General features: G+C 48.0%; 21 protein-coding genes. 14 read left to right on the forward strand and 7 right to left on the reverse strand.

Annotation, left to right across the window (positions count from 1 at the left end; translation table 11 throughout):
* The first annotated feature begins 37 nt into the window (after positions 1–37).
* From NDI48_26890 to NDI48_26900, 3 genes are all read left to right on the forward strand, one after another.
* On the forward strand, positions 38–6745 hold the full coding sequence (locus NDI48_26890; GenBank protein MEP0834794.1) for a neuraminidase-like domain-containing protein: 6708 nt from the start codon (positions 38–40) through the stop codon (positions 6743–6745).
* 78 nt (positions 6746–6823) lie between these two features.
* Entirely contained in the window at positions 6824–8557 is a 1734-nt protein-coding gene (locus tag NDI48_26895; GenBank protein ID MEP0834795.1) for a hypothetical protein, read from the forward strand.
* 88 nt (positions 8558–8645) lie between these two features.
* Positions 8646–8915: a hypothetical protein gene (locus tag NDI48_26900; GenBank protein ID MEP0834796.1), complete on the forward strand. Its 270-nt coding sequence runs from the start codon at positions 8646–8648 to the stop codon at positions 8913–8915.
* A 516-nt stretch (positions 8916–9431) separates the two neighbouring features.
* Here the strand turns inward: NDI48_26900 and NDI48_26905 are convergent.
* The 6 genes from NDI48_26905 to NDI48_26930 all read right to left on the reverse strand — a co-directional run bounded on the left by NDI48_26905 (position 9432) and on the right by NDI48_26930 (position 15924).
* A complete protein-coding gene (locus NDI48_26905) occupies positions 9432–10142 on the reverse strand; it encodes a hypothetical protein (GenBank protein ID MEP0834797.1) in 711 nt (236 codons plus the stop codon).
* A 116-nt stretch (positions 10143–10258) separates the two neighbouring features.
* Entirely contained in the window at positions 10259–13723 is a 3465-nt protein-coding gene (locus NDI48_26910; GenBank protein MEP0834798.1) for a YfjI family protein, read from the reverse strand.
* A 359-nt stretch (positions 13724–14082) separates the two neighbouring features.
* Positions 14083–14364: a hypothetical protein gene (locus NDI48_26915; protein ID MEP0834799.1), complete on the reverse strand. Its 282-nt coding sequence runs from the start codon at positions 14362–14364 to the stop codon at positions 14083–14085.
* Positions 14365–14529: 165 nt separating this feature from the next.
* Positions 14530–14700 (reverse strand): hypothetical protein, encoded by a 171-nt coding sequence (locus tag NDI48_26920; protein MEP0834800.1) that lies wholly within the window; start codon positions 14698–14700, stop codon positions 14530–14532.
* Positions 14697–15404 carry a hypothetical protein gene (locus NDI48_26925; protein MEP0834801.1) on the reverse strand — a complete coding sequence of 236 codons (708 nt, stop codon included), beginning with the start codon at positions 15402–15404 and terminating at the stop codon, positions 14697–14699. The genes NDI48_26920 and NDI48_26925 overlap by 4 nt, the downstream gene beginning before the upstream one ends.
* Positions 15388–15924 (reverse strand): hypothetical protein, encoded by a 537-nt coding sequence (locus NDI48_26930; GenBank protein ID MEP0834802.1) that lies wholly within the window; start codon positions 15922–15924, stop codon positions 15388–15390. The genes NDI48_26925 and NDI48_26930 overlap by 17 nt, the downstream gene beginning before the upstream one ends.
* Before the next feature lie 337 nt (positions 15925–16261).
* Between NDI48_26930 and NDI48_26935 the strand changes: the two genes are divergently transcribed.
* On the forward strand, positions 16262–16645 hold the full coding sequence (locus NDI48_26935) for a hypothetical protein (protein ID MEP0834803.1): 384 nt from the start codon (positions 16262–16264) through the stop codon (positions 16643–16645).
* Entirely contained in the window at positions 16642–17250 is a 609-nt protein-coding gene (locus tag NDI48_26940; GenBank protein MEP0834804.1) for a hypothetical protein, read from the forward strand. Before NDI48_26935 ends, NDI48_26940 begins: the two co-directional genes overlap by 4 nt.
* A gap of 173 nt (positions 17251–17423) precedes the next feature.
* Here NDI48_26940 and NDI48_26945 read toward each other — a convergent pair whose 3' ends face one another.
* Positions 17424–17714, reverse strand: a complete 291-nt coding sequence (locus NDI48_26945; protein MEP0834805.1) for a hypothetical protein — start codon at positions 17712–17714, stop codon at positions 17424–17426.
* 277 nt (positions 17715–17991) lie between these two features.
* On the opposite strand from NDI48_26945, the gene NDI48_26950 reads away from it, so the two are divergent.
* From NDI48_26950 to NDI48_26990, 9 genes are all read left to right on the forward strand, one after another.
* The gene (locus NDI48_26950; GenBank protein MEP0834806.1) at positions 17992–18132 is read left to right on the forward strand and encodes a hypothetical protein; all 141 of its coding nucleotides are present in this window, start codon (positions 17992–17994) and stop codon (positions 18130–18132) included.
* Positions 18122–18319: a hypothetical protein gene (locus tag NDI48_26955; protein MEP0834807.1), complete on the forward strand. Its 198-nt coding sequence runs from the start codon at positions 18122–18124 to the stop codon at positions 18317–18319. Before NDI48_26950 ends, NDI48_26955 begins: the two co-directional genes overlap by 11 nt.
* A complete protein-coding gene (locus NDI48_26960; GenBank protein ID MEP0834808.1) occupies positions 18319–18666 on the forward strand; it encodes a hypothetical protein in 348 nt (115 codons plus the stop codon). Before NDI48_26955 ends, NDI48_26960 begins: the two co-directional genes overlap by 1 nt.
* The gene (locus NDI48_26965) at positions 18667–18924 is read left to right on the forward strand and encodes a hypothetical protein (protein MEP0834809.1); all 258 of its coding nucleotides are present in this window, start codon (positions 18667–18669) and stop codon (positions 18922–18924) included.
* Positions 18924–19127 carry a hypothetical protein gene (locus NDI48_26970; GenBank protein MEP0834810.1) on the forward strand — a complete coding sequence of 68 codons (204 nt, stop codon included), beginning with the start codon at positions 18924–18926 and terminating at the stop codon, positions 19125–19127. The genes NDI48_26965 and NDI48_26970 overlap by 1 nt, the downstream gene beginning before the upstream one ends.
* A gap of 48 nt (positions 19128–19175) precedes the next feature.
* Positions 19176–19607 (forward strand): hypothetical protein, encoded by a 432-nt coding sequence (locus NDI48_26975; protein MEP0834811.1) that lies wholly within the window; start codon positions 19176–19178, stop codon positions 19605–19607.
* Positions 19608–19609: 2 nt separating this feature from the next.
* On the forward strand, positions 19610–20194 hold the full coding sequence (locus NDI48_26980; protein ID MEP0834812.1) for a hypothetical protein: 585 nt from the start codon (positions 19610–19612) through the stop codon (positions 20192–20194).
* Between the two features lie 62 nt (positions 20195–20256).
* Positions 20257–21768: a hypothetical protein gene (locus NDI48_26985; protein MEP0834813.1), complete on the forward strand. Its 1512-nt coding sequence runs from the start codon at positions 20257–20259 to the stop codon at positions 21766–21768.
* Positions 21769–22167: 399 nt separating this feature from the next.
* Positions 22168–22373 (forward strand): hypothetical protein (locus tag NDI48_26990; GenBank protein MEP0834814.1); only part of this gene is annotated, 206 nt, incomplete at its 3' end.

Consider the following 22373-nt stretch of genomic DNA (forward strand, 5'->3'; position numbering starts at 1 on the left):
CAGTCCATCTTTAGTATTGCGATTTCCATGTTTTATTATGTCAAATAATGATTGGCTCCAGATTTCCCAACAATTGCACGATGAGCTGAATGTGATTAAGCGCGATGCCCTCGTGCCCTATGTGATTTCGCAGGAGGCTGGGGTTGAGAACGAGCGGGAGTTGTATGAACAACTGCTAATTGATGTGGAGATGGGGAGTTGTGGGAAGACATCGAGAATAGAGGAAGCGATCGCCGCTGTACAACTCTATTTCCATCGCTATTTCGTCAATCTGGAAGCGACCAATTTAAATAATTCTGAAGCCATCAAGCACAAATTAAAACTTTATTGGCAATGGATGAAGAATTATCGGGTGTGGGAAGCTAACCGCAAGGTATTTCTGTATCCAGAAAACTATATTCGCCCGGAATTGCGGGACACTAAAACCCCTGCTTTCAAAACCCTCGAAGATGATTTATTGCAAGGCGAAATAACCGAAGCCGCCGCTCAACGAGTCTATCAAAAATATCTAGACGAATACACGGAAGTGTCACGGCTTACCATTGCTGGAGGCTATGTCTACGACTCGACGGATATGAGCGGTCAACCCGCCAAAAGCCTCGTGCTGTTTGGCCGCACCAAAACCGATCCGCGCCGCTACTATTACCGGATGGCACAGTTTTTGGGCAGTGGGAAAGCGACAACCTGGAGTCCCTGGCTGAAGGTGGATACCCAAATTGAGGCTGATAAGGTGTATCCGGTTTTTGCCTTCAATCGTGTCTTTGTGTTTTGGGTGAAGCTCGACACCATTGTCGAAACTCCCACCTCTACAGCCCTCACAACCACAGAGTCCTCGGTTGCGGGTAGCGAAGGTAAGACTCAGGCGATATCCTCCACACCCCAGTCCTCCACCCATGTCCTCCGCATTTTTTACTCGTTCTATAACCTCAACAAAGAATGGGTTCCTGCCCAAACCTTTCGACCCAAAGACGAAGCGGCTGAAAAGATCGAAATTAAGATGCCACCCGGTATCGTCGCGAAAGATATTAAGAACATTGGATTATTGGTTGAAACCTCCAGTAAGCTCAGCGTTCCTGGTAGTGAAGCTAATGCAAACCATGAAAATATTATTATTCAATGCACCTATGAAGTGCCTGTTACGGAATATGACCTGAATTTGTATCCATCTTTGGTAGATAAACCGTTGCCGGAAGCAGGGGAACGGCTGTTTGCGATTGGCAAAGAAGCCGATGGTGCATTGATTTTCCGCGCCTTTGATTATCAGGAAAGACGGGTACTCGATATGCGAGAATCCGCCATACCGGAAGGGAAACGCCCTCAACTCGATGTACTGAAACTGTTACTTTGGCGGTTTTGGAGTGGCGCAGTGCCTATGACGCCTGAAGCCCAAACAGCTCTCATTACTATCGTGACCGAATTGACGGGTTACTCTCCCCTACGCCCCCAGGCCGGTGAAGCCAGAACCATCACCTGCTATCGCACCTTTAGTCTGACTCCGGAGCTGTATACGGTCAAATTATGGAATCAGGACTCGTTTGAGAATGCCAGCAACATCTTTAGCTCGATTTTTGATGAGCCGGATATTCCTGCCGACCAGATGGTGATGTTCAATACGGGGGATCAATCGACGGAAGGTTCCTGGTTTAGTTTCGACTATAAAGGGGGTAGCTTCCTCTGCAAGCCGGATGTGGGCGTTTTAGGTCGTGAGTTGTGGCCAAAATCCATTCCCAACAATGAAGATGGACTGCCCAAGTGGTCTGGGATCGATGCGGCTGTGCAGTTGCCCCAGCGCGGCACCGTTCGTAAAACCTTCTTCTTTAAGAACGATAAAACATACGTTTCCGCTGATGCCTTTTCAAGCACAATCCCATTCTCTGCTGAAACCCCGATCCAAGAGGCTTGGGGAAAAGTAGACAACAACATTGAAAGAACGGGGATTGTGAACGCGGCTTATGTGCATAAAGAAACCCAAAGGGTGATAGAAACCCCACAAGATTTTCAAATCCCAAGATTGAAAGAAGTCCAAACGACCTATTTGTTTAGTGGTAACCAGTACTTTGCTTACTCCAACAATGGTGGCTCCAAGCCCTATGAATGGGTGGACGAGGGCTATCCTCGACCGATTTCCGAGCATCCCAGTTTCCCCGATCGGAATAAACCCAATTGGACGACCATTGATGCGGTGTTTCAAGGAAAAGACAAAAAAGTCTACTTCTTCAACAACACGACGAAAACCTATCTGGTGTCTGGTTCATCCACAGAGCGGTCGATCAAAGATGATTGGGGCAGCGTCACGAAATCATCGTTCATCAAGGATTTTAGACCGCCAGACGAGGACAAGACTGCACCGTCTGTGGATGCCGCGTTTGTTGTAGGCAGTGGTGCCACTGCCACCACCTATCTCATCCATCGATTTCAGTATGTCAAATACACTGCGGGTTCCGACTATAGCGTGATCAATGGTGAACCTAAAGCTCATGACTTCCTGGAGCTATTGATTGAGCTAGGATTTAACGCCAATAGCAAAAACGAAGCTGAAAAAAATGCTCTCAGAAACGAACGGGTGGCGGCGGCCTATAACAAAGGGTCGGATGTGTATTTCTTCACGACAGCAAAGAATAATTATGAATATAAAAATGGTCAATTAACCCTTCTCACAGATAACAAGACGGAATGGTCCGCAGGCTTTGAGTTAAATGGTGTCGTCTATCAATTTGCTGGACGAAAATTAACGGCTACAAATACCAAGGATGAGGTGACGGTTGCACACAGCATTCACGCTGCCTTTGTGGGTGCCGACAATCATGTCTACCTGTTCCGGCAGTCGGATTACATCGCGGTGTCTAAAACGAACCTCTCGATCCAGTCCCTCGATACGGCGATCGCCGCTTGGAATAGTCAATCCAGTGAGGAAAAATGGGGCAAAATGGGCGATAACATCGCTCGCACCGGACAGATTGATGCGGCATTTTGCGATGGCGACAAAACCTATTTATTCAGTAGCGATGAGTATGTGGTGTATTCGGGCAGTAAGTATGGCTCCTGCCGTGTGAACTACCCCGATGCGGGATATCCCAAAAAACTTAGAACGAACTCGGATAAATTTCCCCAATGGGACAAAATGCAGCCCATCTTGCAGACATTTACGGCAGAGGGTCTCAGAAGCACAATCTATTACTTCGACAAGACGAATCAAACCTATGTGCAATCGGACAATCCCAGCGTTGGAACTTTGACCAGCCCCGCCTCAACTCCAGCCCAATGGGGTCGCGTTAAAAATAATATTGCTGAACAGGGTGTGGTGGATACAGCCTTTGTCAAAGGAGATGACAGCAGAAACTACCTGTTTTTAACCACTGGAGACCAAATTTTTCGCTACACAATATTGGCGAAAAAGAACACCAATTCCACCTTGGATGCACCCCTGAGTGATTTTGTCGATCGCGGCTATCCCAAAAAATTTACCTGGGATTCGCCTCGCATTGATGCAGCCTTCACCTTGGGTGGAAAAACCTATTTGTTTGCAGGCAGTCACTATTTCCGACTCAGCGATCTGCACAACGGTGAACTTCAGGAACTGACCACACCACCCAAATTCAAGCCCATTCGCCGCAATTGGGGCAATTTGCCCAAGGAACTGACAGCGGGATTGGATGGCGCGTTCGATGTTCCGGGTGAGGGCGAAGCGCAAGATCTGTATTTATTTCAGGGCGATCGCTACATCAAATACACCATCCACGATAAAAACAGCACCCAACCCTTTGAACTGGAGGATGTGCGTTATGAAATTGTTCGCCTCACTACCAGCGTGGCCTATCGCTTAAATCAAGAATTTTTTATAGGAGGATTGCCCAGGCTGCTCAGTCTGGCCACTCAGCAAATCGATGATACGCCCTCCTTCAAACTGACGAGCAATACCATCCTAGCAGCTGAGGTTGCCACCACCATCAAGGTGAAACCCGGCAAAGTCGATGAAACAAAATTGCCCAAGAGTTCCTATCTCGATTTCTCCAGCGCCAATGGTCTCTATTACTGGGAGATCTTTTTCCATGCGCCGTTCCTGATTGCCCAGGCCCTGAATCTGGGGCAGCAATTTGAAGCGGCGAAGAAATGGTACGAATATATTTATGACCCGACGGGTGTAGCTCCCTATTGGAAGTTTCTGCCTTTTACGGAAGATATCCCGACGGTAGCCCGTGTGGATGAGGCGCTGATTAATGCCTATTTAACCGATCCCTTTGACCCCCACGCGATCGCCGCACTCCGACCGATGGCCTATCAAAAGGCGATTGTCATGGCATACCTTGATAATCTGCTCGATTGGGGCGATATGTTATTTCAGCAATACACGCGGGAAAGCATCAACGAAGCGCGGATGCTCTACATCCTGGCCTACGATTTGCTGGGAGACAAGCCCGAAAACCTCGGACGGAAGTCCCTATCAGAAGACCAGCGTTACGCCCAATTGCAAACGGACACAGGGATTCAGCGCAGTGAACAACGGATTGACCAACAAATGAGCCAGCCCGATGGGATTCAACCGGGAGGGCAAGAGACCATTCGTCTGACCTTAAAGAATTTAACGGATGGAGACCAGGATTATGACTTCCTGGTGTATCCCACCGAAACGCCCCATGCCAGCGTGCCAAATCCCTATTTCTTTGTTCCCGAAAACACCGTCCTCATGGATTATTGGGGGCGGGTCGAAGATCGTCTGTACAAAATTCGGCATTGCCTCAACATCATGGGCATCAGTCAACCGTTACCCCTGTTCGAGCCGCCGATCGATCCGATGGCACTAGTGCGGGCTGTAGGGACGGGAGCCAGCCTCCGCAGCGCGATCGCCAGTTTGAATGTGCCTGTGCCTCACTACCGCTTTGAGTTCATGCTACGCAAAGCCCAGGAATTGGTGCAAAGGCTGAGCCAGTTTGGCAACGATTTGCTGGCTGCTTTGGAAAAGAAAGATGCCGAAGAGCTGAGCCTGCTGCAAAATCGGCAGGAAGGCATTATTCTGAACTTGACTCGCGCCACCAAAGAAGATCAAATTCAGGAGGCAAAGTACAGTCGGCAAGCCCTGGAGGAGAGTCTAGTAGCCACCACCTATCAACGCGACCATTACCAAAGTTTGATTGCCAATGGCTTAACCTCGCTCGAATCCGGTCAAATTGCCATGATGATTCTGGGGTCTGGGCTGATGACTGCGGCAGGGATCGTCAAAATTGCAGGAGCGATTGTCTATGGCACTCCTGATTTTCATATTGGTCCTTTTTGCTTTGGTAGCACCACGGGCGGCAAAAGCTGGGGTGAGTCGATCAGCAAGATTTCGGAGGCGCTGGAAAACTCTGGGGATGGCATTAGTATGATCGGTGATGCGATCGGGATTTATGCCCAGCATGAGCGATCGAAACAAGATTGGACCTTGCAAAAGGCAATGGCTGACAGTGAAATCAAGCAAATCGGGCTGCAAATTCAAGGAGCCATGCTCCAGGAAAAAATAGCCGAGCGCGAACTCGCCATCCTCGATCAGCAAATTGCCCAAAACGAGTCCATCAGCACCTACATGCGGGATAAGTTTTCCAATGCTCAGCTTTACCAGTGGATGGCAAGCAAGCTGTCAGGGCTGTATTACCAAACCTATCAAATGGCCTTTGACATGGCCAAAGCCGCCGAAAAAGCCTTCCAGTTTGAGCGTGGTATGAAAGAAAGTGACGTCAACTTTATCAACGGTCCCTACTGGGATAGCCAACGCAAAGGCTTACTGGCGGGAGATAGCTTAGCACTGGATTTAGACCGGATGGAAAAAGCCTACATCGATAGCAATCGCCGGGGCTTTGAAATTACCAAAAATATTTCCCTACTGGATCTCGATCCTGTAGCACTGCTGCGATTGAAAACTAAGGGTGTTTGTGAATTCTCCCTCACAGAAAGCCTGTTCGACTACGACTTTCCGGGGCACTATTGCCGCCAGATTCGCACCCTGTCGCTGTCTTTTGACTTTGGAGAAACCAGTCAATCGGTGATGGCGACTCTCACTCAACTGAACCACAAGACGGTGCTGGAACCCGACCCCAAAGCAGTGAAATATCTGCTAGATCCGAAGGATCAACCGCCCGAATCGCTGCGTAACGGCTGGAAGGCAAACCAGCAAATTGCCCTGTCCCATGTAGACGAGGGCGAAAAGAACAACGGTTTGTTTGAGCTGCGGTTTGATGATGAACGCTACCTGCCGTTTGAAAATACTGGTGCGGTTTCGACCTGGCGACTGGAACTGAACGGCAAGAAAAATTCCTACAACATCAACACCCTGCGGGATGTCATCATCAACCTCAAATACACCGCCGAACAAGGAGGACAGGTATTTGCCAGTGCGGTGAAAGGGTTGCTGAAACCCTATCCCACTGCCCGCTTCTTTGATGTGGCGCAGGAGTTTCCCGATGAGTGGGCGGACTTTCTAGAGGGCGAAGATGATGAATTAATCCTGTCGATGAGCCGTGACCTATTCCCCAATATGAGCAGTAGCAAGATTACGGGTATCTTTGCCAGCTATGACTTAGCTGAACCGGGAGCTATCAGCATGATGCTGAATCGCGACAAAAACCTGGTTCTGAAGGATGGCAAGTTCTTGCAAGCCAGCGGGCTGAGTATCAGCAGCCGGGGGTCGGAGTGGACGTTTACCATCAATGGCGATAAGGGGATTCTCAACACCATTAGTCTGGTACTCAGCTATAAAGCCCATGTTGAATAAAGTAAGGGGGAATGAGGAATGTTTCGGATAGGAAATGCAGCAAACTTTCAGAGTAATCTATCACCGCGAAAGAGCCCATTGAGTAATCCAGCACCGCGAAATATCTCGTTTTTGGTCAAAGGCATGGGTTATGGAATAGATTTATTACGCAACACTAAGCGTGAATCGGCATCTATAGAAGGAGACAAATTCATAGTAGCCGTGCAGAAAAAACTCCCGGACGAGAGGAAAATTTCTTTCAACAATTCCGACCGAGAGAAACGAGAGACCGACATAACAAGCACGTTCTCAAAGCCCGACGTTCTGGTAGCTATGGCGGAGGCAAATGCAGAGAATCCGGTTCGTGAAGCAGGTGGCACAGTTACGGCATCAACCAGAGGGATAATCGCTCATGAGGTGATATGTAGGTTCCCACCGATACAGCTGACCGACGAACAAATGGCTCACGTTGAAAAACTAGGACCTGGGATTATGCGCCTATTCTTCCGGTCGATCCAGCCCTCGTTTATCGAAGTGCCCCCTTCTCTTTGGAATAGAATTAACGATACAGCTGAGAACAGATTGCTTCGCTCATATTTCTCTCTTTCGGATTGGATGGACTACTGGAAGATGAATTCGGAAACAGTTCAAGAGATACGAAAACTAAATCGATCAAACCTTCAAACAAACAAACCACTTGTTGAACCCTGGTTCTTAGGACCGAACGCTGTAATCCCTCGAGACATTATAGACTATCGCTACGGAAACTTTCGGATAGTCGGAGCGACTATGTATACCGGGTATAGCCACGTCTTTGCAGGCTTCGCGATACATCGATGGATACTGGACACGGAAAAAAAGACATTGACCCAAATACAGATTGGTGCAGGTACAAACGCATTTCGTTTGTTGGATATAGCTAACAACTCGATGTTCCCTCATTTGTGGGGTGTTGGCTGGCAAAAACTAACCGCGATACTCCGAAATCCCGAAAAGCTCCTACAAGGACCTTCTGGAATGATGAACACTGCTCCTTTATCCATCAGCAACCGTGCATTACACCAGGAGATACGCGCAGATTGTAATGACCGAATATTGAGCTTAACAGAGTTAATAATAAGGCTGATGAATGCCACATCTGGAGTGCCAGCGGGTCTCAGAAATATTGGGCGCTCATTGTCTCGCTTTTGGTACGGTGTACCAACAACCGATGGACCAATTGTCCGGGGATCAGATAGAGATATCGATACACGTGTGATGGAAAAACTAACAGAAAAAATGGAAAAAGGGCAAGACGACAAACGTCATTTTGAAAAAATACTAAAGGATTCTTTAGGTTCTCCACATGAACGCATCTCATTGGCACAACTTAAAGACTTTCATGAAGTTTTAGATGCGAGAGAGGATGGAACAGAGTTTAATTTAACTCCTGAGCAAGTAAAACTTTTATTAGGCATCAAACGAAATGAGTCGGCAGTGGAGCTAGCTGTCACGAAAGAGGCCGAGAAAATAAAGGAAGAAGTGATAACAAAGATGATAGGCGAACCTGAGGATTCTACCGATGATCCGAGGGCAGGCAATGGGAATAACAGGGGGCGAGGGTCGAGCTTGGGCAGGAAGTCGGAAGGAGATGACACAATAGGTACAACTGGAGAGCAGAGGCAAAAGGGAGAGGAACCGGGAAGCTCTCATGCTCTTGTCTTAACCAATAGAAAAATGATCGTAGCATCGAACGAAAGGGATAGTACAAGCTCTGAGACAACAACACAGAATAAGACTGAGTTGAATGATGATCAGCACAAGAAAGGACGTGGAAAGAAAAAAAGAAAATAAGCCTCAATGTAAACCTCATCCGCACCCTGCTCCCTAAGTTGAGATGCTGGGGAAAAATGGATAAGGGAGACACTTCTGTTACTTGGTCATGGAGTTGAAATTAAGGAGTTATAAGCACCCTGATATTGCTGGCTCAAACCTTAAAAAAATACCCTGGCGACCTATAAAATTTGGAAGCAAACACTCCAGCGATCGCAGTAAACGCAAAATCAACTCACGCCAGCGCAGCAGCAATGAGGGCGATCGCACTTCTCTGCGATCGCCCCTGAGAAAATGCAAAGAAAAAGATGATGGAGCGTCATTGAGCGATCGCCCCCTTCTTTCTAAAGAAAAATATCGCTTTTCTGTCAACCGATAAACATCCTGCTATTGCTGGCTCAACTCTTGAAAATACCCTGATGACCTATGGAATCTAGAAGAAGACTCAGCAATAGCAGAAGCCACACAAGCAATTCTCGCAAAAATCTTCGTGGTTCCAGCGATCGCAATTCTCGTCGCGATTCCCTAAGCAACAGCAAAGGTAAGGATAAAAACGATGAGTCCATAGAGAGCGATCGCCTCATGATCCTCTTATTTTAATATTCAAATGTAAGCAGAGTTGCCAGTTCTCTTTAACACAGGGGAGAATTATAATTAGGTTCACTGGTGCGATCAACGCTTCGCGATCGCACCCCCTTCAACGTCTAAGTTTAATATTAAACTTAGACATTTGTTGTCATTGCCCTTAACATAGGGGAGAATTATATTTTTGGATCACTTTGAAGGCGATCTGCGCTTCGCAGCAGCGCTTCGCTATCGCACCCCAAACTCCCCCCCAGCGTGTAAACACCACTTGCGTGATGTTAACGGGTTTGGTTTGACGGGGGGCGATCGCTCAAATTTCCAGTTCCTCTAATCTTTCCGTCGCACTCAAAAATTGCTCAATGATCGCCTCGTTATCGCCCCCCACTGATGGATCGATTATCACATATCCATCTGCGTGCAAGCGATCAATCGCCAACTGGCGATCGCCCACCACTTCTCTCATTAATTCCAGCGCCACCTTGTAAAAGAGCGCAATATCCCGCAACTGCCAATTAGAGGGTGCTAAAGTGATTTCCTGCTCTATCTGCTCTCCCTCAAATCGCGATGTTACTCTACGCTTTACCGTCTTTTTAATGTGAGGATGCTTCAACATCACCTCGGCTCTTTGGATCATTTCGTCAACGCCGTCTAACAACCGCAACCGGTTGTTATTCCATCGATCTATGATCACCTTCTCGCGATCGCACGCCAACTTCCGTTTGTATGCCTCGCAGATTGGAAACCAATCTTTTAGTCGCTTCTGCCACTGATGTTTGTTTGACCAAGTAAATAAAGTATTTAGCTTCAAGGTGGGCGGCGGTGCGATCGCGGTGTCATAGGATTCGCTAATTAAATCCGAGACTTCCTTATATCGATCCAACAAGCGTCGAACGCTTAATCCTGAAAAGGCTGTGTCCGCAAAAGCTTGATAAGCTTTTGCCGACTCCCCAGGAAGCTGTGGGCAGATCTTCCTAAGTAAATCCCAAAATTCCTCTTGTTCGGTTGTTTGTTGCGCGGCCATTTTCTAAGATTAGCGATTTTTGCTGGAGGAGTGCTAGAGCGCCGCTGGAGGACTGCATGGAATAGCTCCTTTCTCAAGTGCCCTCCCTTTCTCAAGGGGGGCACTCCTGAACAGTATCAATCGGGCTGCGCCTCAAGGTACTGGAGGAAATGGCGTAATTGTTCGTTGCTGAGTAGGTGCCGCGATCGCAGACCATACACCTTGGTTAAATAATCGCGCCCCTGCTGCTCATCCCACCCTAACCGCTTGAGTTCTAGGTCGGTGTCGGTGATTAATTGCTTGTACTCTGCTTCAGCGGGGTCGGTGTGGTCAGCGGCGTGTGCTCCCGCTACTGGTTCGGGAGCAGCGGGAGCGGGAGAAGGTGCGATGCCTTCGGCGGTTCGCGTAGCGACCATCGCCTCCTCTTGTGCCATCGTGACCGCTGCTGGTTCGGGAGCAGCGAGAGAAGGTGCGATCGCGCTAGACGCAGGAGAAATCGCTTCCTCCATCAATAAAACGTCTAAATTAGACGATTTATTAGACGGATTGTCTAACGCTGTAACCTGCTCTAGCTGAGTGTTATGAGCAAAATTAGACGAATTAGACAACTCATCTAAAATTAAGTCTTTTTCTACGCCAGTATTTGCAGTTACGAGTGCACCTATGGTTTGAACGTCCATAGTCCTTTTTGCCATTTCGTCTAACTTAGACAAGCTGTCTAAAACTGATTCTTTTTCTAAGCCAGTATCTGGTGTTGCCTCTACAAACTCTATGGCTTGAACATCCATAGAGTTTGTAGAGTTTTTTGGGAAATCGTCTAAATTGTCTAATTTGTCTAATTTCTCCTGAACCTCTTGTTTTACAAGGGGTTGGCTGTTAGACGATTTGTCTAATTCTTGTCTAAATTCGTCTAATTGTTGTTTAGGGGGAGGATCATTGGGTAAAAAGGCCCGGAACTGAAGCGATCGCCCTGACCCCCTTACCTCACCTTTGCCCATCACCACCAATTCGGTGAACCACTCCCGCACAGTTTCAGGATTTGGACGATGTTTTTTGGTGATTGCCAAGTAAACGTCACTGGCTTTTAGCCACCCCTCAGTTTTTGATTTACGACACTTCAGGCTCATCTCGATTACCTTAGCCAGATGAGGTGCCAGTGCATCTGAATCACTGAATTCGGTGTACAGAGCTTTGACTTGCATGGCGTAGTAGTTGGTGAGCGCGATCGCACATCGCATCGTATCTGCCCCAATCTCCTGAGTTGGAACGTCGCCATTAGCGAGGGAATTGATGACGTGAAGATTCAGGGCTAATCGCCCTACGCGGCCTTCGCACTTACCCCAGACCGCTTGCATACCCAATAGCGGGTCGTTGACGCGGTTTTGCTGATAGCGAGCATATGCGCTCTGGAAAATCTTAAATGCCTCAGGAGTTAAGGTGTACTCCACAGTCGGCAGCGCTCGGATTTTCCGGTAGACGTCAACCAATAACTCTGTTAGATCGATTCGTCCACCATCAGCGTGTAGTGTGCCAGCAACCGCAGGCTGATGGACAAAAATAAACCTAGCCCAACTACCATCGCTATCTTCGCAATTTTGCAGCAACGACTGCATAACTTTTGGCTGGATTCCCCCCAGGATAGAAAGTAAAATGGTGTCAAATTCTGATTTCACGCCATCTGCTCTCAGTGTTAAATGATTGCTGCCGTCATAATAAGAGAGTAGGTCTTGGCGATCGCTGCCCCTCCCCTGCCGATATTGATTTTGGCTGTTGATGATTGATACCAGTTCGTCGGCAAGGTAGAGTAGCCCCTGATCGGGCTGTCGCGGCACCTGGTAATCTAAGCCTTCCCCATTGGTTTTCGTGAAGTAGTGAACAGCTCTTTCCGGTGCCACTGGGGGGTCTGTATCTTTTTTTTCTTCTTTCGAGAGTTCCTCCCATTCCTGCATTTTCCGATGGTAATTACAAAGCTTGCGCTTGTAATTCTCCCGTTCTTCGGCGTCTAACACCTTGAGAGGTTTTACTGCGATCGCTTTGAGTACAGGCGATTTCTTCTGAGAGGATGGGGCTATTATCCCCCCATAAAGACCTGCTGGTTGATCAAAATCGTCTTCTTTACATAACCAGATCCGAGTTTTTGGGTTATGGAGACTCGACGCTGTTATCAAGAGCGCTGTCAAGTAAACTTCCGGTTTCAGACTTAACCTAGAAGCTATATGTTTCAATGGTTTGGCTAGGTTGGGGTGCAAGAAATCGTGCAAGTCTAAGGATGCATTACTGGCATCCAATAAGGATTCGAGCTGTTCGCGGTTGTTATCTCTAAGCTCAATCCGTTCGATATCCTGCAACTTTTGGTAGTACAACTTGTAGAGTTGTTCAATCCGCCAGGGGGTGCGGTGACTTATCCCGTTCAGGACTGTATTAAGTTCACCGCCACTTAGACCTTTTTCTATGATTTCATCAACCAAAATTTTTACTTGGCTTTCAGTGAGTTCCTGAATGCTAGGCAATTGGATGATTTTATTGTCGCCATTACCTCCATCTCCGCCGCTCCCACCGGAGCTGCCGCGACGATTGCCGCCACCAAAACCAATGCCACTGCTGTACCCACGCCCCGATTTTTGCTCCTGATTCTTCAACCAAGCTTTTGCACAATTCTCTAAGGCGTCATCGCTGAGTGAAGAGGTTGGATTGTCTTTTTGTGCGGTCTTCCAAATAGTGTCAGCTTCACTAGTGGAGAGTGATGGGGTGCAGCGGTAGCAATAATCGTGAAATAAGTGACGCGGGTCATCACTAAAGCGGATACCTAGATATTTTAATCGTTCAGCTGTGCCGAGGAGGTTACGGGCTAGTTTTGCTCCACTGTCGTTGCGTGACCCCTGCCCAGCGCCCTGGTCGATCAGCGCTCGGTCATCTTTGGTCAGAAACTGATAGAGTGGTACATCGCCAGAAATTGGAGGCTGGTAATCGATAGTCGGTTGCTCTGGCTGTTGACGGCGGGGGATTGCGGCTCTCAACTCGTCATAGGTGTAAACCTTCTCTGAGTGGTGGATAATATCGCACGGCATCGGCTCATAACCTGGTTTGAGGTGCCAGCAGCCAGCCAGCCTCAATACCCTAGAGGGGTTTTTAAGTTTTTGGTCTGATTGCGTGTATACCAGCAAGTCTTGTTGCAATTCGATCCACTGATCTTTTGTTAGGTCAGCTCTCCAGTAGTTATGAACTGATTTGCGAGTGCCGATCTGCATAGTCGGCTCTAGTAGGTTCAGGCTCTGCCATGCAAAAATCTGATTTTCAATTGGGCGATCATCCCACTCACAGAATACAGCACGACCAACTTTGACCTCGCTGTCTTTGTGACCGCCGCCGTTGATAACGAAGTAAACTCCGTAACCGTCATTTTGGTATCGCTCAACTTCTTCCCAGTTCAACTTATCGGTTTTTCTGGCTGCTGCTGGGGTGCCGTATCTTGGATCGGTATCCGGGACGAAGAACCGCATATACACGTTTTCTCCGGGCTGATAACCCAAAAGCCTTAGCTGGGTTGTCGCTTGGTTGCGATCGATAGTCAGGGCAGTTGTTTTGATCGGAGTGTGTACCATTACTGCTGCCCTCCGTTGACCATTGACTCGTTACCTGAGGAGAGGGTGACAAAAAAGACTCTAGAATTAGCGCTGCAAGGGTTTGAGCGGTCTATCGCTGCAATGGGGCGATTGCTACTTGAGGTAAAAGAGGTAAAATTAGACATAAATCAGTGATCTCCTTTTCGGAGTTAAGTGTCCCTGCGGTAGTTTGCTGGTCAGTAACCGCAGGTGGTTTACAAGAAAAGACTCATTCCCCTTTAGGCTGCTGTCGTGCTGTCAACACGGCTTTTTGCCTATTAGGGGAGAAATTGAGTTGTACGAAAACTAGCGGCGTTAGCGTAGGCTGGAAACTTTTTGACTAACGTCTGCTACCAAACTTAAGCGACCTCCTTTGATTCGTAGTCAGAGGAGGTCGCTGCATTTTGCTGAAATTCGGCGATCGCCAGTTTTCTGATCGCGATCGCGACCACGTTCGACAAGGTGCTTACGCCGAGATGCTCCCGTAGTCGAGCCAGATCCTTGCCTACCGCATCTGGCACCAATGCCTTGATTAATCTCTCGTTGTTTTTTAGTGACATCTGTCCTCCCGAAAAAAACGCTACAACCTTTACTGGAGCGATCGCCTGGGTGATCGTATAAATATTGTAATGTGAACACATAAGATACATTGCAAGCGATCGCCTGTACTAATCGAATATTGCAACCATGCATGTGTGCAATGAAAGTGCGAACTTGTTACTGTGCAGGCATTTTGAGCAAATATTAAGTTTTGTTGATCTTGGGGCTTGCCTATGGAGCGATCGCGAAAACAAAACCCCTTATGGCTAAGGAAAATGTTCCGTGTCTTTTAGCTCGTCTAGTCGATTAACGAGGGCTAGGATTTCCAAAGCTAAAATCGTTACGCGCCCCCAGTGCCCTCGTTTGCAAGCCTCTACGGTATGACGGCATTTATGTCTGAGTAGGCGTAATTGGGGATTTGTTTGACCCGTGTTCATTGACGTACCCTAAGTAATTCTTTCTGGTTAGCTGGTACGGCGTGTTGAATCTCACAGTACCGAACGCTAACGCCAGACCCCTGGAAGTCTTCGAGGAGCCAATAGTTCGACACAAAAATAAACGGTACCCGTCTCCAAGAACGTCCTTCCTCATCGGTTACCCAGCGTAGGCCGGGGTACTCGTATTCCACCAGTCGCTTATCTTTACGCAACCGGGAGTCAAGGGTAACGAGTACGTCGTCTTCCCATAGGGCTACGCAGTCCTTCCCAATCATGTCCTCTGGGGCTTTGTTGTTAGCCTTGAGGGCGAAGGGGTTGGCGTAAAGAATAGTGTGGTCGTAGTGGCGGGTGAGGTAAACGGCTTTCTCCTGTTCGTCAGCCTCCTTGCGGGAAACGTTTAACTCTGGAACTAGGACATCGGGGGGATTTAGCCCCAACATCTCTGGGATTACTTGACGCGGGTTGGGGTTACCTGATGGGGTTGACGCCATTGCTAGCCAGCTTTCGATTACGTAAGGCTCCTTACACCCGTCTAGGTAAATGAGGACTAACTCTCTACCCGCATCGATCGCCCATTTGGCTAAGTCAACGCCCAGTTTAATCAACGCTTCCACCACTAAGGGGGTACGGGTCTTTAGGATGACCTCGTTGGAGGTAAATTCCCGTTCGCACAAGCGTAAGTAAAAATCAAGTGTTGCACCCATTGGTTATCTGGTTAGGTAGTTGGTCACGTAGCTCACTTGGCTTCAGTTTGAATACTCGCGCTAACTTAATGAGTTCGTCGTAGTAAATATCCCCTCCTTCTTGGATCACGGTTATTCGTTCTGGCGGGATGCCTGCCTTATCCCCCAAAACCTGTGGGTCAGCTGCGTTAATTTCCTCCTCTATCGTTATCAGGTCGGGTTCGGGTTCGGGCTTACCCAGCAATAACGTTAAGGATGCCCATACGAGACGGATAAGCTGAGGTTTGGATAGCCGAGGAAGCGCTTTAATGATTGCCTTTATATTTGGCGTCGCTTCTACGGTTGCGTTTTCCCCATCAACAGAAACGCCTCGACCCCAACGTTCAAGAATTTCGCTTAACGAAAACCCAGTGCGATCGGAGCGTTCCTTGGCTAGTTGTTTCCCCGTCTCCGTTAAAGCGACGGTAATTTTCCCAGTCTTAGGTTCGCCCCACTCGGATTCAGGTTGCCCTTTTTGCGATCGGATTCCACGTTTTCCCATGCCGCAATTGTAAGACCATTACAGCTTTACGGGATACCCCTGATTTAAACGTAAGTAAAACGCCAGGAAAGCTAAAAGCCTTCCCGTAACTTTTTTTGATGTAATCTTACGTAATTACTTGACAGTTATACGTAAGACTACTAACGTTGAGTATAGCAGGGGTTGAAACAAAACCGACTACGTTCCACCCCCGAATGAAACAAACCCCCTAACGCAGATGTGACGGGTCGTTAAGACCTATCAGGGTATTGAGACGTGAAACATCTCCGCTTCACCGTGAAACGAAACGTAGGAGAAGTGAAACGTACCGAAACGCATTTAAAAAGGAGAAACTCATGTGTTAAACTTCACGCCGATTTTTGTGTCTCGTGAGCCAACAAAATCGTGGACTCTCACCGACCAAACCTTTACTCGTGAGGAAGCCGCTAAAAGGTTTGGGGTGTCACGAACAACGCTTTGGCGTATCGAAAGTAAGATTGTCGTTCCCGCTAAAATTTTGGACTATCAGCGCTATGTTAAAGCCCACCCAACTGAACTTGATTGGTATTGCATTTGGGTTTTAGGTAACGCTATCGGACATCTAAAAGGCGAAGGCTCTTACGCTAAAGCTACTGAGGTAATGCGCCAGCAACAATTGCTTTATCTCAAACGCAACTTTGACGAAATCGTAAAAAACTTAGCCACTCAAAACGTAAGGAACAAAAGGAGAAACGTAGCATGATTAAATCTGAAGCAATGACCCAATTTGGCTATTCTGATCAAGACGTTTTCGACACGCTGCTTTTAAATCTAGACATCGACCCCGACGCTTCTGAGCTAACCGATAACGAGTGCGATCGCATCCGCCAGCACATCGCAGAGATGGGGGCATCCAAGGCGTTACCCGCTTCCGAAAACAGTAACGCCAACGTAGACATCGGTAACTCTGACCTAGCCGTTACGGATGATGACGTTTTGGATCTAGCCGAAACAACAGGCGTAGATCTCGATGTGGTAATGTCCGCAGCGGCTCACGTTGAGGACTTAGAGGCTCTCGTGAAATGGGTAGAAGCGTACCAGGAACTTGAATCGGAGCAAACGATTAAGGAATCCGCGAAACAGCAGTTCAACCTTGATCAGTTACGAAAAAAGGAAACGGAGTTAACTGATCGCCTTAACTCCGCGTTAACGAAAACTAAGCCCGATGTAAAGAAAATCCGTCAGCGTTTGGGCGTAAAAGTCCCCGCATCAGTTTCACGCCTCGGCACTTGGAATGGGAAAGCTGACGACGCTAATGAGCCGGATTTTTTGAAGAAAGCGAGACAGGCATTCTCTACTCGCAGCTAGCCCAAGTTCATCAGTTACTCAGGGGGGGAACCCCGTCCCTCCTACCGCTTGAACAACTAACTCAGGAGTACAGACAAATGATTATTTTATTGCTTGAAATGCAGTGTAAATCACTTCCAAAGCCGTCTAAGAAACGCGGGTTATTTGAGTATGCAATGGTGGGGGTTACTGGGCTATTCAGCGTTCCAATGGGTGGGCTGTTGATGGCTGGCGCTACCCTTGCTAGTCCGGCTCTTGCTGTGTTTGGCTTGCTGTGTGGCGCTGCTGCATTCGGTTCCGCTTTGATGGCGGTGGGCGATGAGTAGTGATTTTGACCAAGGTATGCGAGATGCAGAATCTCTGTGCGATCCGCTGACTAACTGAACTATTTCTGGCGATCGCAGCAGCAGCACAACCAAGTCTTCCGAACCTTGAAAACCGCATAGTGATCGCCTATCTCCCAGACCAGGAGTAAGGCATTGCATGGATGCAAATCATCAAGTACCTAACGATGAACCTAACAACAGACCACGTACTCCCGATCCTCATCCTCCCCTGCTCTACTCCAGACTTCGAGGCGGGTATTTGGGGGGCTGTGATCGACGCCGAACGCGACTGGGATGACGCCGAACGCGAGTACCTCAGACGTAACGAGGGCATACGCGAGAGCCTAATGGATTGGGCATTTTTTAACTACTCGGACGGATGCTGGAGTGACGCAAATCTGGCTTTTCTAAGCCCCTATTTGAAGGAGTACCAACCGTGAACAAACCAAGTCTTGAAACCCAACAGTACCTTCAGCAGTTCTTTGAGAAGGATGCAGAAACTATCAAAAATTGGGATGAGCGCTGCGTGCAGCGCTCATCCCAATCCACCATTTGGATACGAAGGATTGAAAGCTAACACAGGATTTCTGGTGATTACCTTCGGGGCGCTTGAAAGCTTCCTAGAAGCTGGAAAAACCATTGAAGATTACATCGCTACCCAACGGACGCCTATTCAAAGATTGAAAGTCAACGCTGACGAAATGGAGACTCCCAGCGTTGACCCGAATCCCACAACTCAAACCGAATCGTTAAGGACTAACTAATGATGACTATTTTTAGCACTAGCTGTAAACCCTTGGCGTTTTACGCTGATGGCGAAACCCCCTTGGAGGAACTAACGGACAAGTTTGGGGCACGGCTCGAAAGCTTGGAGACTTACGAAAAACTGATTCTCTTAGCCACGATCGCCACTAACTTAGCCTTCCACGATACTGACGAAAACGAAGAGGAATGGAGCCTCACAGATACGTACCAAGAACTACCCTGTATTGCGGTAAACGACCAATTGGTCGATAGTTTAGCCTCTTTGGACAACATAGAGCGGGATAGCCTCTTGGGGCTATGTGAGGCTTTGGTGGCTCAGGTTCGGTACACCAAGGAGGTGGCGTAAATGTCACAACTTAATGTCCCTGCGTCTACTCTACACCGTGCGATCGCCGACTTAGCTGAGTTTCTCGAACGATATACCTCTGTGGACAACGAAGCCTCAACGCAATGGGATTTCCTCGATAACGGCGAGACGTTAGAGATTAGCGTAGTCCTCCTTAACGAATTCCGTCAAAGTGACGCCTGGAACGCTTTGGAAGCACGTTACGAGGGCGTCGGGGGAAATATCTACAGCCCCGACGACAACGAATGGGAGGCGTAATGTCGGAGTTTACGGAAGCTAACTTACCCCACCTGATCGAAAGAGGCGTACCTCCCCAGTTAGCCAGAGACGCAGTGGAGATTCTCGACGCCCAGAACGAAGGGGAACTACCTTGCCCCCTCCAATGCGAGGAACTCAACATAGTCCAAAGCGCGTGGCAATGGATGGTAGCCCAAGACCGTAACGTTAATTCCAAAGATTAACCCACACGTTTACGCCCTGGATAAACACCAGGGCGAGGAGGTTAAAACTTGAAACTTAAAACATCTCACCTCATTTGGGGGGGTATCGCCCTCATCGCCCTAAGCCAAGGAGAGAACGTAAGGCAGTCGTTGGCTAAGGGGAACCAGGTACGCCAAGATCAGGCCGAATTCTCAGACCGTATACGCCTCAATCGTACCGAAGCACGTCAAGCGGCAAAGCTCTCCAAGGTAGCGATCGATCGCTATCGCAACAACTGCATCCTCGTAGTTGACGCCCAAACACGCCAACCCATTTACTTCACGCCTGGAGAGGCCGTGGTGGAACCAAAACTCAACCGAGCGTTAAGGCCAGGGGCATTCGTCTGCAACACGTTAGGGGATACCGGCGTAGTTAATGCGGAAGGAAATTTAACTGACGTAGCCAGAGTGGCTACTCCTGAAATTCCACAGTTCAAGAAGTTATTGGAGCAAAAAAGATAGCCATGCCTAATTTTAATAAAAAAGGTCAAACGTCAGAGACGGCAACGGGAACCAATAACGTCACTGCGCTAAGGATAGCCCGATTCCTTTTTACGGCTGGGATAGGATTTTTGATGCTAATTAACGTCCAGCCCTGGCTCGAACTTTCTAAGGCTATCGCTAAACAAATAACCACAATTCCGTTCCTCGATTCGTTAATAGCTATCCCTTTACTTGGGGGTTGGGTGGAGTGGCTTTTCGCTAACATTGTACCTATTTTCGGATGCGTCCTTTGGGCTATCGTCCAGTTAATTGAAGTGATGCCCATATTAACGGAAACTTCCGTACCCGAAACGCTACGGGAGAGGCTAGAGAGCTATCGCTGGGTCGCTTACACCATAGAAACTATCGTTTGTTTCTTACGTTACCCCCCTTACGTTGGGGGCATAAACGCTATTTTAGAGGATGCACCGAACTGGGACGCTTCGTTAATCGATTGGTGGAATTTGGTGTTTTTTTTGGTAACGATGTTTGGGTTTGAACTTTGCTTCCGTGTCGTGATTACGGTCTGGCAAGGCGTAAAATTTGTTAAGCCAATCGCTAACTAGCATAGCCGTTTAATTCATAGCCCCGACGCCTACTTTAGGGGCTTTTCTATGGAGGTTTACCAATGACTGAAGACAATAAAGTTAACGGGGGAAAGTTAGCGTTAATTACGTTAGAGGGACTGGAATTCGAGAACGACTTCGGACAGTCCCCAATAGGTTTGGGTCACTTCTCTAAGGATCAGGGTTTTATCGCCGTAGCTTCGTTAGTGGGTTTTTTTATAGGCTGCGCCGTTACGGGAAATGTTCTGGCGGGAGTACTCGTTATAGTGGCGGGCTTGAACGATATCGGCTACGCCAAACGAAAACCCTCAACGCCCACACCTGACCCTAACGGTGAGGAACCGGCGATAGATGTGGAAGCTTCTGTGGTTGACGATAGTCCTAAACAGATTGGGGAAGCGACGAAACTTTTAGCCGTTGACGTACCCGTAGAAGAGATAACGAGTGATCGTTACTCGGAAGTTACGACGCCAGAGGTAATGCCCACAGTCTTTACTCAGCCCCAGGTGGCTCAGACCCAAACCTCAACGAAACTAACGCCCCAAGCCCCAGACATAGCGTTAGAGATGGCGTCTGTTCCGAAGTCTACGATAATCGCTGCCTCTCCACGAGTGGGTAAAGGTGTGGTAGTTTCAATGGCGATCGCACACCTCCAACAACTGCACCCCGATTTAGAAATCTGGCTGATTGACCCCAAAGACGAACCGACTGAACGGCACTACTGGAGTGGCATTGACTCGGACAAGCGATGTCATTTTGACCTGCGTGATTTTGACGTGGATGTGGAAGGCGCGATCTCCGCGTTCTCTGACCTTTTAACCCGCTTCAATCGCTCTCAATCGCATCGGAAACTACTAATTATTGATGAATTTGTGACGCTCAATCAAAAGTGTGCTGGGTCGTTTATGAACCAGCTCAAAGATTTTGTTGTGGGGATTTGTTCATCGGGAGAAGTCAACCCGGACATGGGGATAGGGCGGTTTGTTTGGGCGATAACTCAGTCTCCCTACGTCTCCGACTTGGGCTTTAAGACTAAGGCAGCTCTGGCGACATTCCAACGAATTTTTCTGCTTAATAAGCCGTCAGTCCACCTTTACGCTTTAGCCGTGTCAGCCTCGTTTGTCCCCAGTGGTGCTGAACAAAAAATCAATCGATTACTAGAGCCGACAGGACGCATATTTTATTACTCACGGACTGATTCTTGGCACCCAATCCCTAACTACGATTTGCCCCAATTATTAACAGATAGCTCTTTTCGAGAAAAGGGGCAAGATGCGACCGAACCCACTAGCGAAGTACAGACAAAAAAGGAAGCAAACGCCTGCACCGAACCCACCGCAGAACTGAAGGTATCTGATAGTTTGGCAGAACCTCTAAAGACCATCTGGCTGTTTGCCAAAAAGAAAAACGACTGGATAACTGTCCGCAATGTTTACGATCAGAAATTCAAAGTTTTGTCAGGTAAAAAAGTAGAACAAATTCACCAGTATTTGGGACTACTTGCGGATAGCGGATTGGGTGAGATTGACGAGGAAGGCAAGTCTCACTCGGCTGTGGGGTTCCGAGCTTATTAGGCTGTGGGAGGCTGTGTGGGAACGGAAAATCAAGCACCCCACGCCACCACAGCTAACCCACGAGCCACACCCCACAGATTTACCCCACAACCCCACGACTTCACCCCACAGGTCAAACCACAGAATTTTGAGAGCAAACCAAGAGGCATTTATTAGGAGAAAAAGATGAATAATAAGCGTTTCTACGCCAAAAAAGAGAAGAAATCTGGGGGAACTTCCCACACCAGCTACACCTCCCACAGTTCTTTTTGTGTTTCTACAATCAGAGCCATTAATTCTAGTAACTAAGGCTTGGTTACTAGAAGATTGGCTGACGCAAAAGTGTAGTTTTGGCTCCGCTTCTTTAACGAGAGAGTAGTAATACTCCATTCACCCCTTTTGTCTTCAAATCAATACCAAATGAGTGAACAACAAGTTTTTCAAAATGGCTATCAGCAAGCCTTAGATGATTTCGGTATTCAGCAATTGCTCTCAAAGCTAAAAACCTACTCAAATGCCGAAAATGAAGCTGGATTAATGCATTTAGAAGAGATTGAACAGGAGAGCTTGGCAGCAATTCTCATCGAGCAATTAATTCAAACCCTCAACGGAAAATTAATTGCCAG

This window comes from Microcoleus sp. AS-A8 (assembly GCA_039962225.1).
Taxonomy (GTDB): Bacteria; Cyanobacteriota; Cyanobacteriia; order Cyanobacteriales; family Coleofasciculaceae; genus Allocoleopsis.

What these genes read in the sequence shown, in the direction of transcription:
- NDI48_26890 (MEP0834794.1), top strand. Translation starts at nt 38, where the DNA reads ATGTCAAATAATGATTGGCTCCAGATTTCCCAACAATTGCACGATGAG.
- NDI48_26900 (MEP0834796.1), top strand. Translation starts at nt 8,646, where the DNA reads ATGGAGTTGAAATTAAGGAGTTATAAGCACCCTGATATTGCTGGCTCA.
- NDI48_26905 (MEP0834797.1), bottom strand. Translation starts at nt 10,142, where the DNA reads ATGGCCGCGCAACAAACAACCGAACAAGAGGAATTTTGGGATTTACTT.
- NDI48_26910 (MEP0834798.1), bottom strand. Translation starts at nt 13,723, where the DNA reads ATGGTACACACTCCGATCAAAACAACTGCCCTGACTATCGATCGCAAC.
- NDI48_26915 (MEP0834799.1), bottom strand. Translation starts at nt 14,364, where the DNA reads ATGTGTTCACATTACAATATTTATACGATCACCCAGGCGATCGCTCCA.
- NDI48_26920 (MEP0834800.1), bottom strand. Translation starts at nt 14,700, where the DNA reads ATGAACACGGGTCAAACAAATCCCCAATTACGCCTACTCAGACATAAA.
- NDI48_26925 (MEP0834801.1), bottom strand. Translation starts at nt 15,404, where the DNA reads ATGGGTGCAACACTTGATTTTTACTTACGCTTGTGCGAACGGGAATTT.
- NDI48_26930 (MEP0834802.1), bottom strand. Translation starts at nt 15,924, where the DNA reads ATGGGAAAACGTGGAATCCGATCGCAAAAAGGGCAACCTGAATCCGAG.
- NDI48_26940 (MEP0834804.1), top strand. Translation starts at nt 16,642, where the DNA reads ATGATTAAATCTGAAGCAATGACCCAATTTGGCTATTCTGATCAAGAC.
- NDI48_26945 (MEP0834805.1), bottom strand. Translation starts at nt 17,714, where the DNA reads ATGCAATGCCTTACTCCTGGTCTGGGAGATAGGCGATCACTATGCGGT.
- NDI48_26960 (MEP0834808.1), top strand. Translation starts at nt 18,319, where the DNA reads ATGATGACTATTTTTAGCACTAGCTGTAAACCCTTGGCGTTTTACGCT.
- NDI48_26965 (MEP0834809.1), top strand. Translation starts at nt 18,667, where the DNA reads ATGTCACAACTTAATGTCCCTGCGTCTACTCTACACCGTGCGATCGCC.
- NDI48_26970 (MEP0834810.1), top strand. Translation starts at nt 18,924, where the DNA reads ATGTCGGAGTTTACGGAAGCTAACTTACCCCACCTGATCGAAAGAGGC.
- NDI48_26980 (MEP0834812.1), top strand. Translation starts at nt 19,610, where the DNA reads ATGCCTAATTTTAATAAAAAAGGTCAAACGTCAGAGACGGCAACGGGA.
- NDI48_26985 (MEP0834813.1), top strand. Translation starts at nt 20,257, where the DNA reads ATGACTGAAGACAATAAAGTTAACGGGGGAAAGTTAGCGTTAATTACG.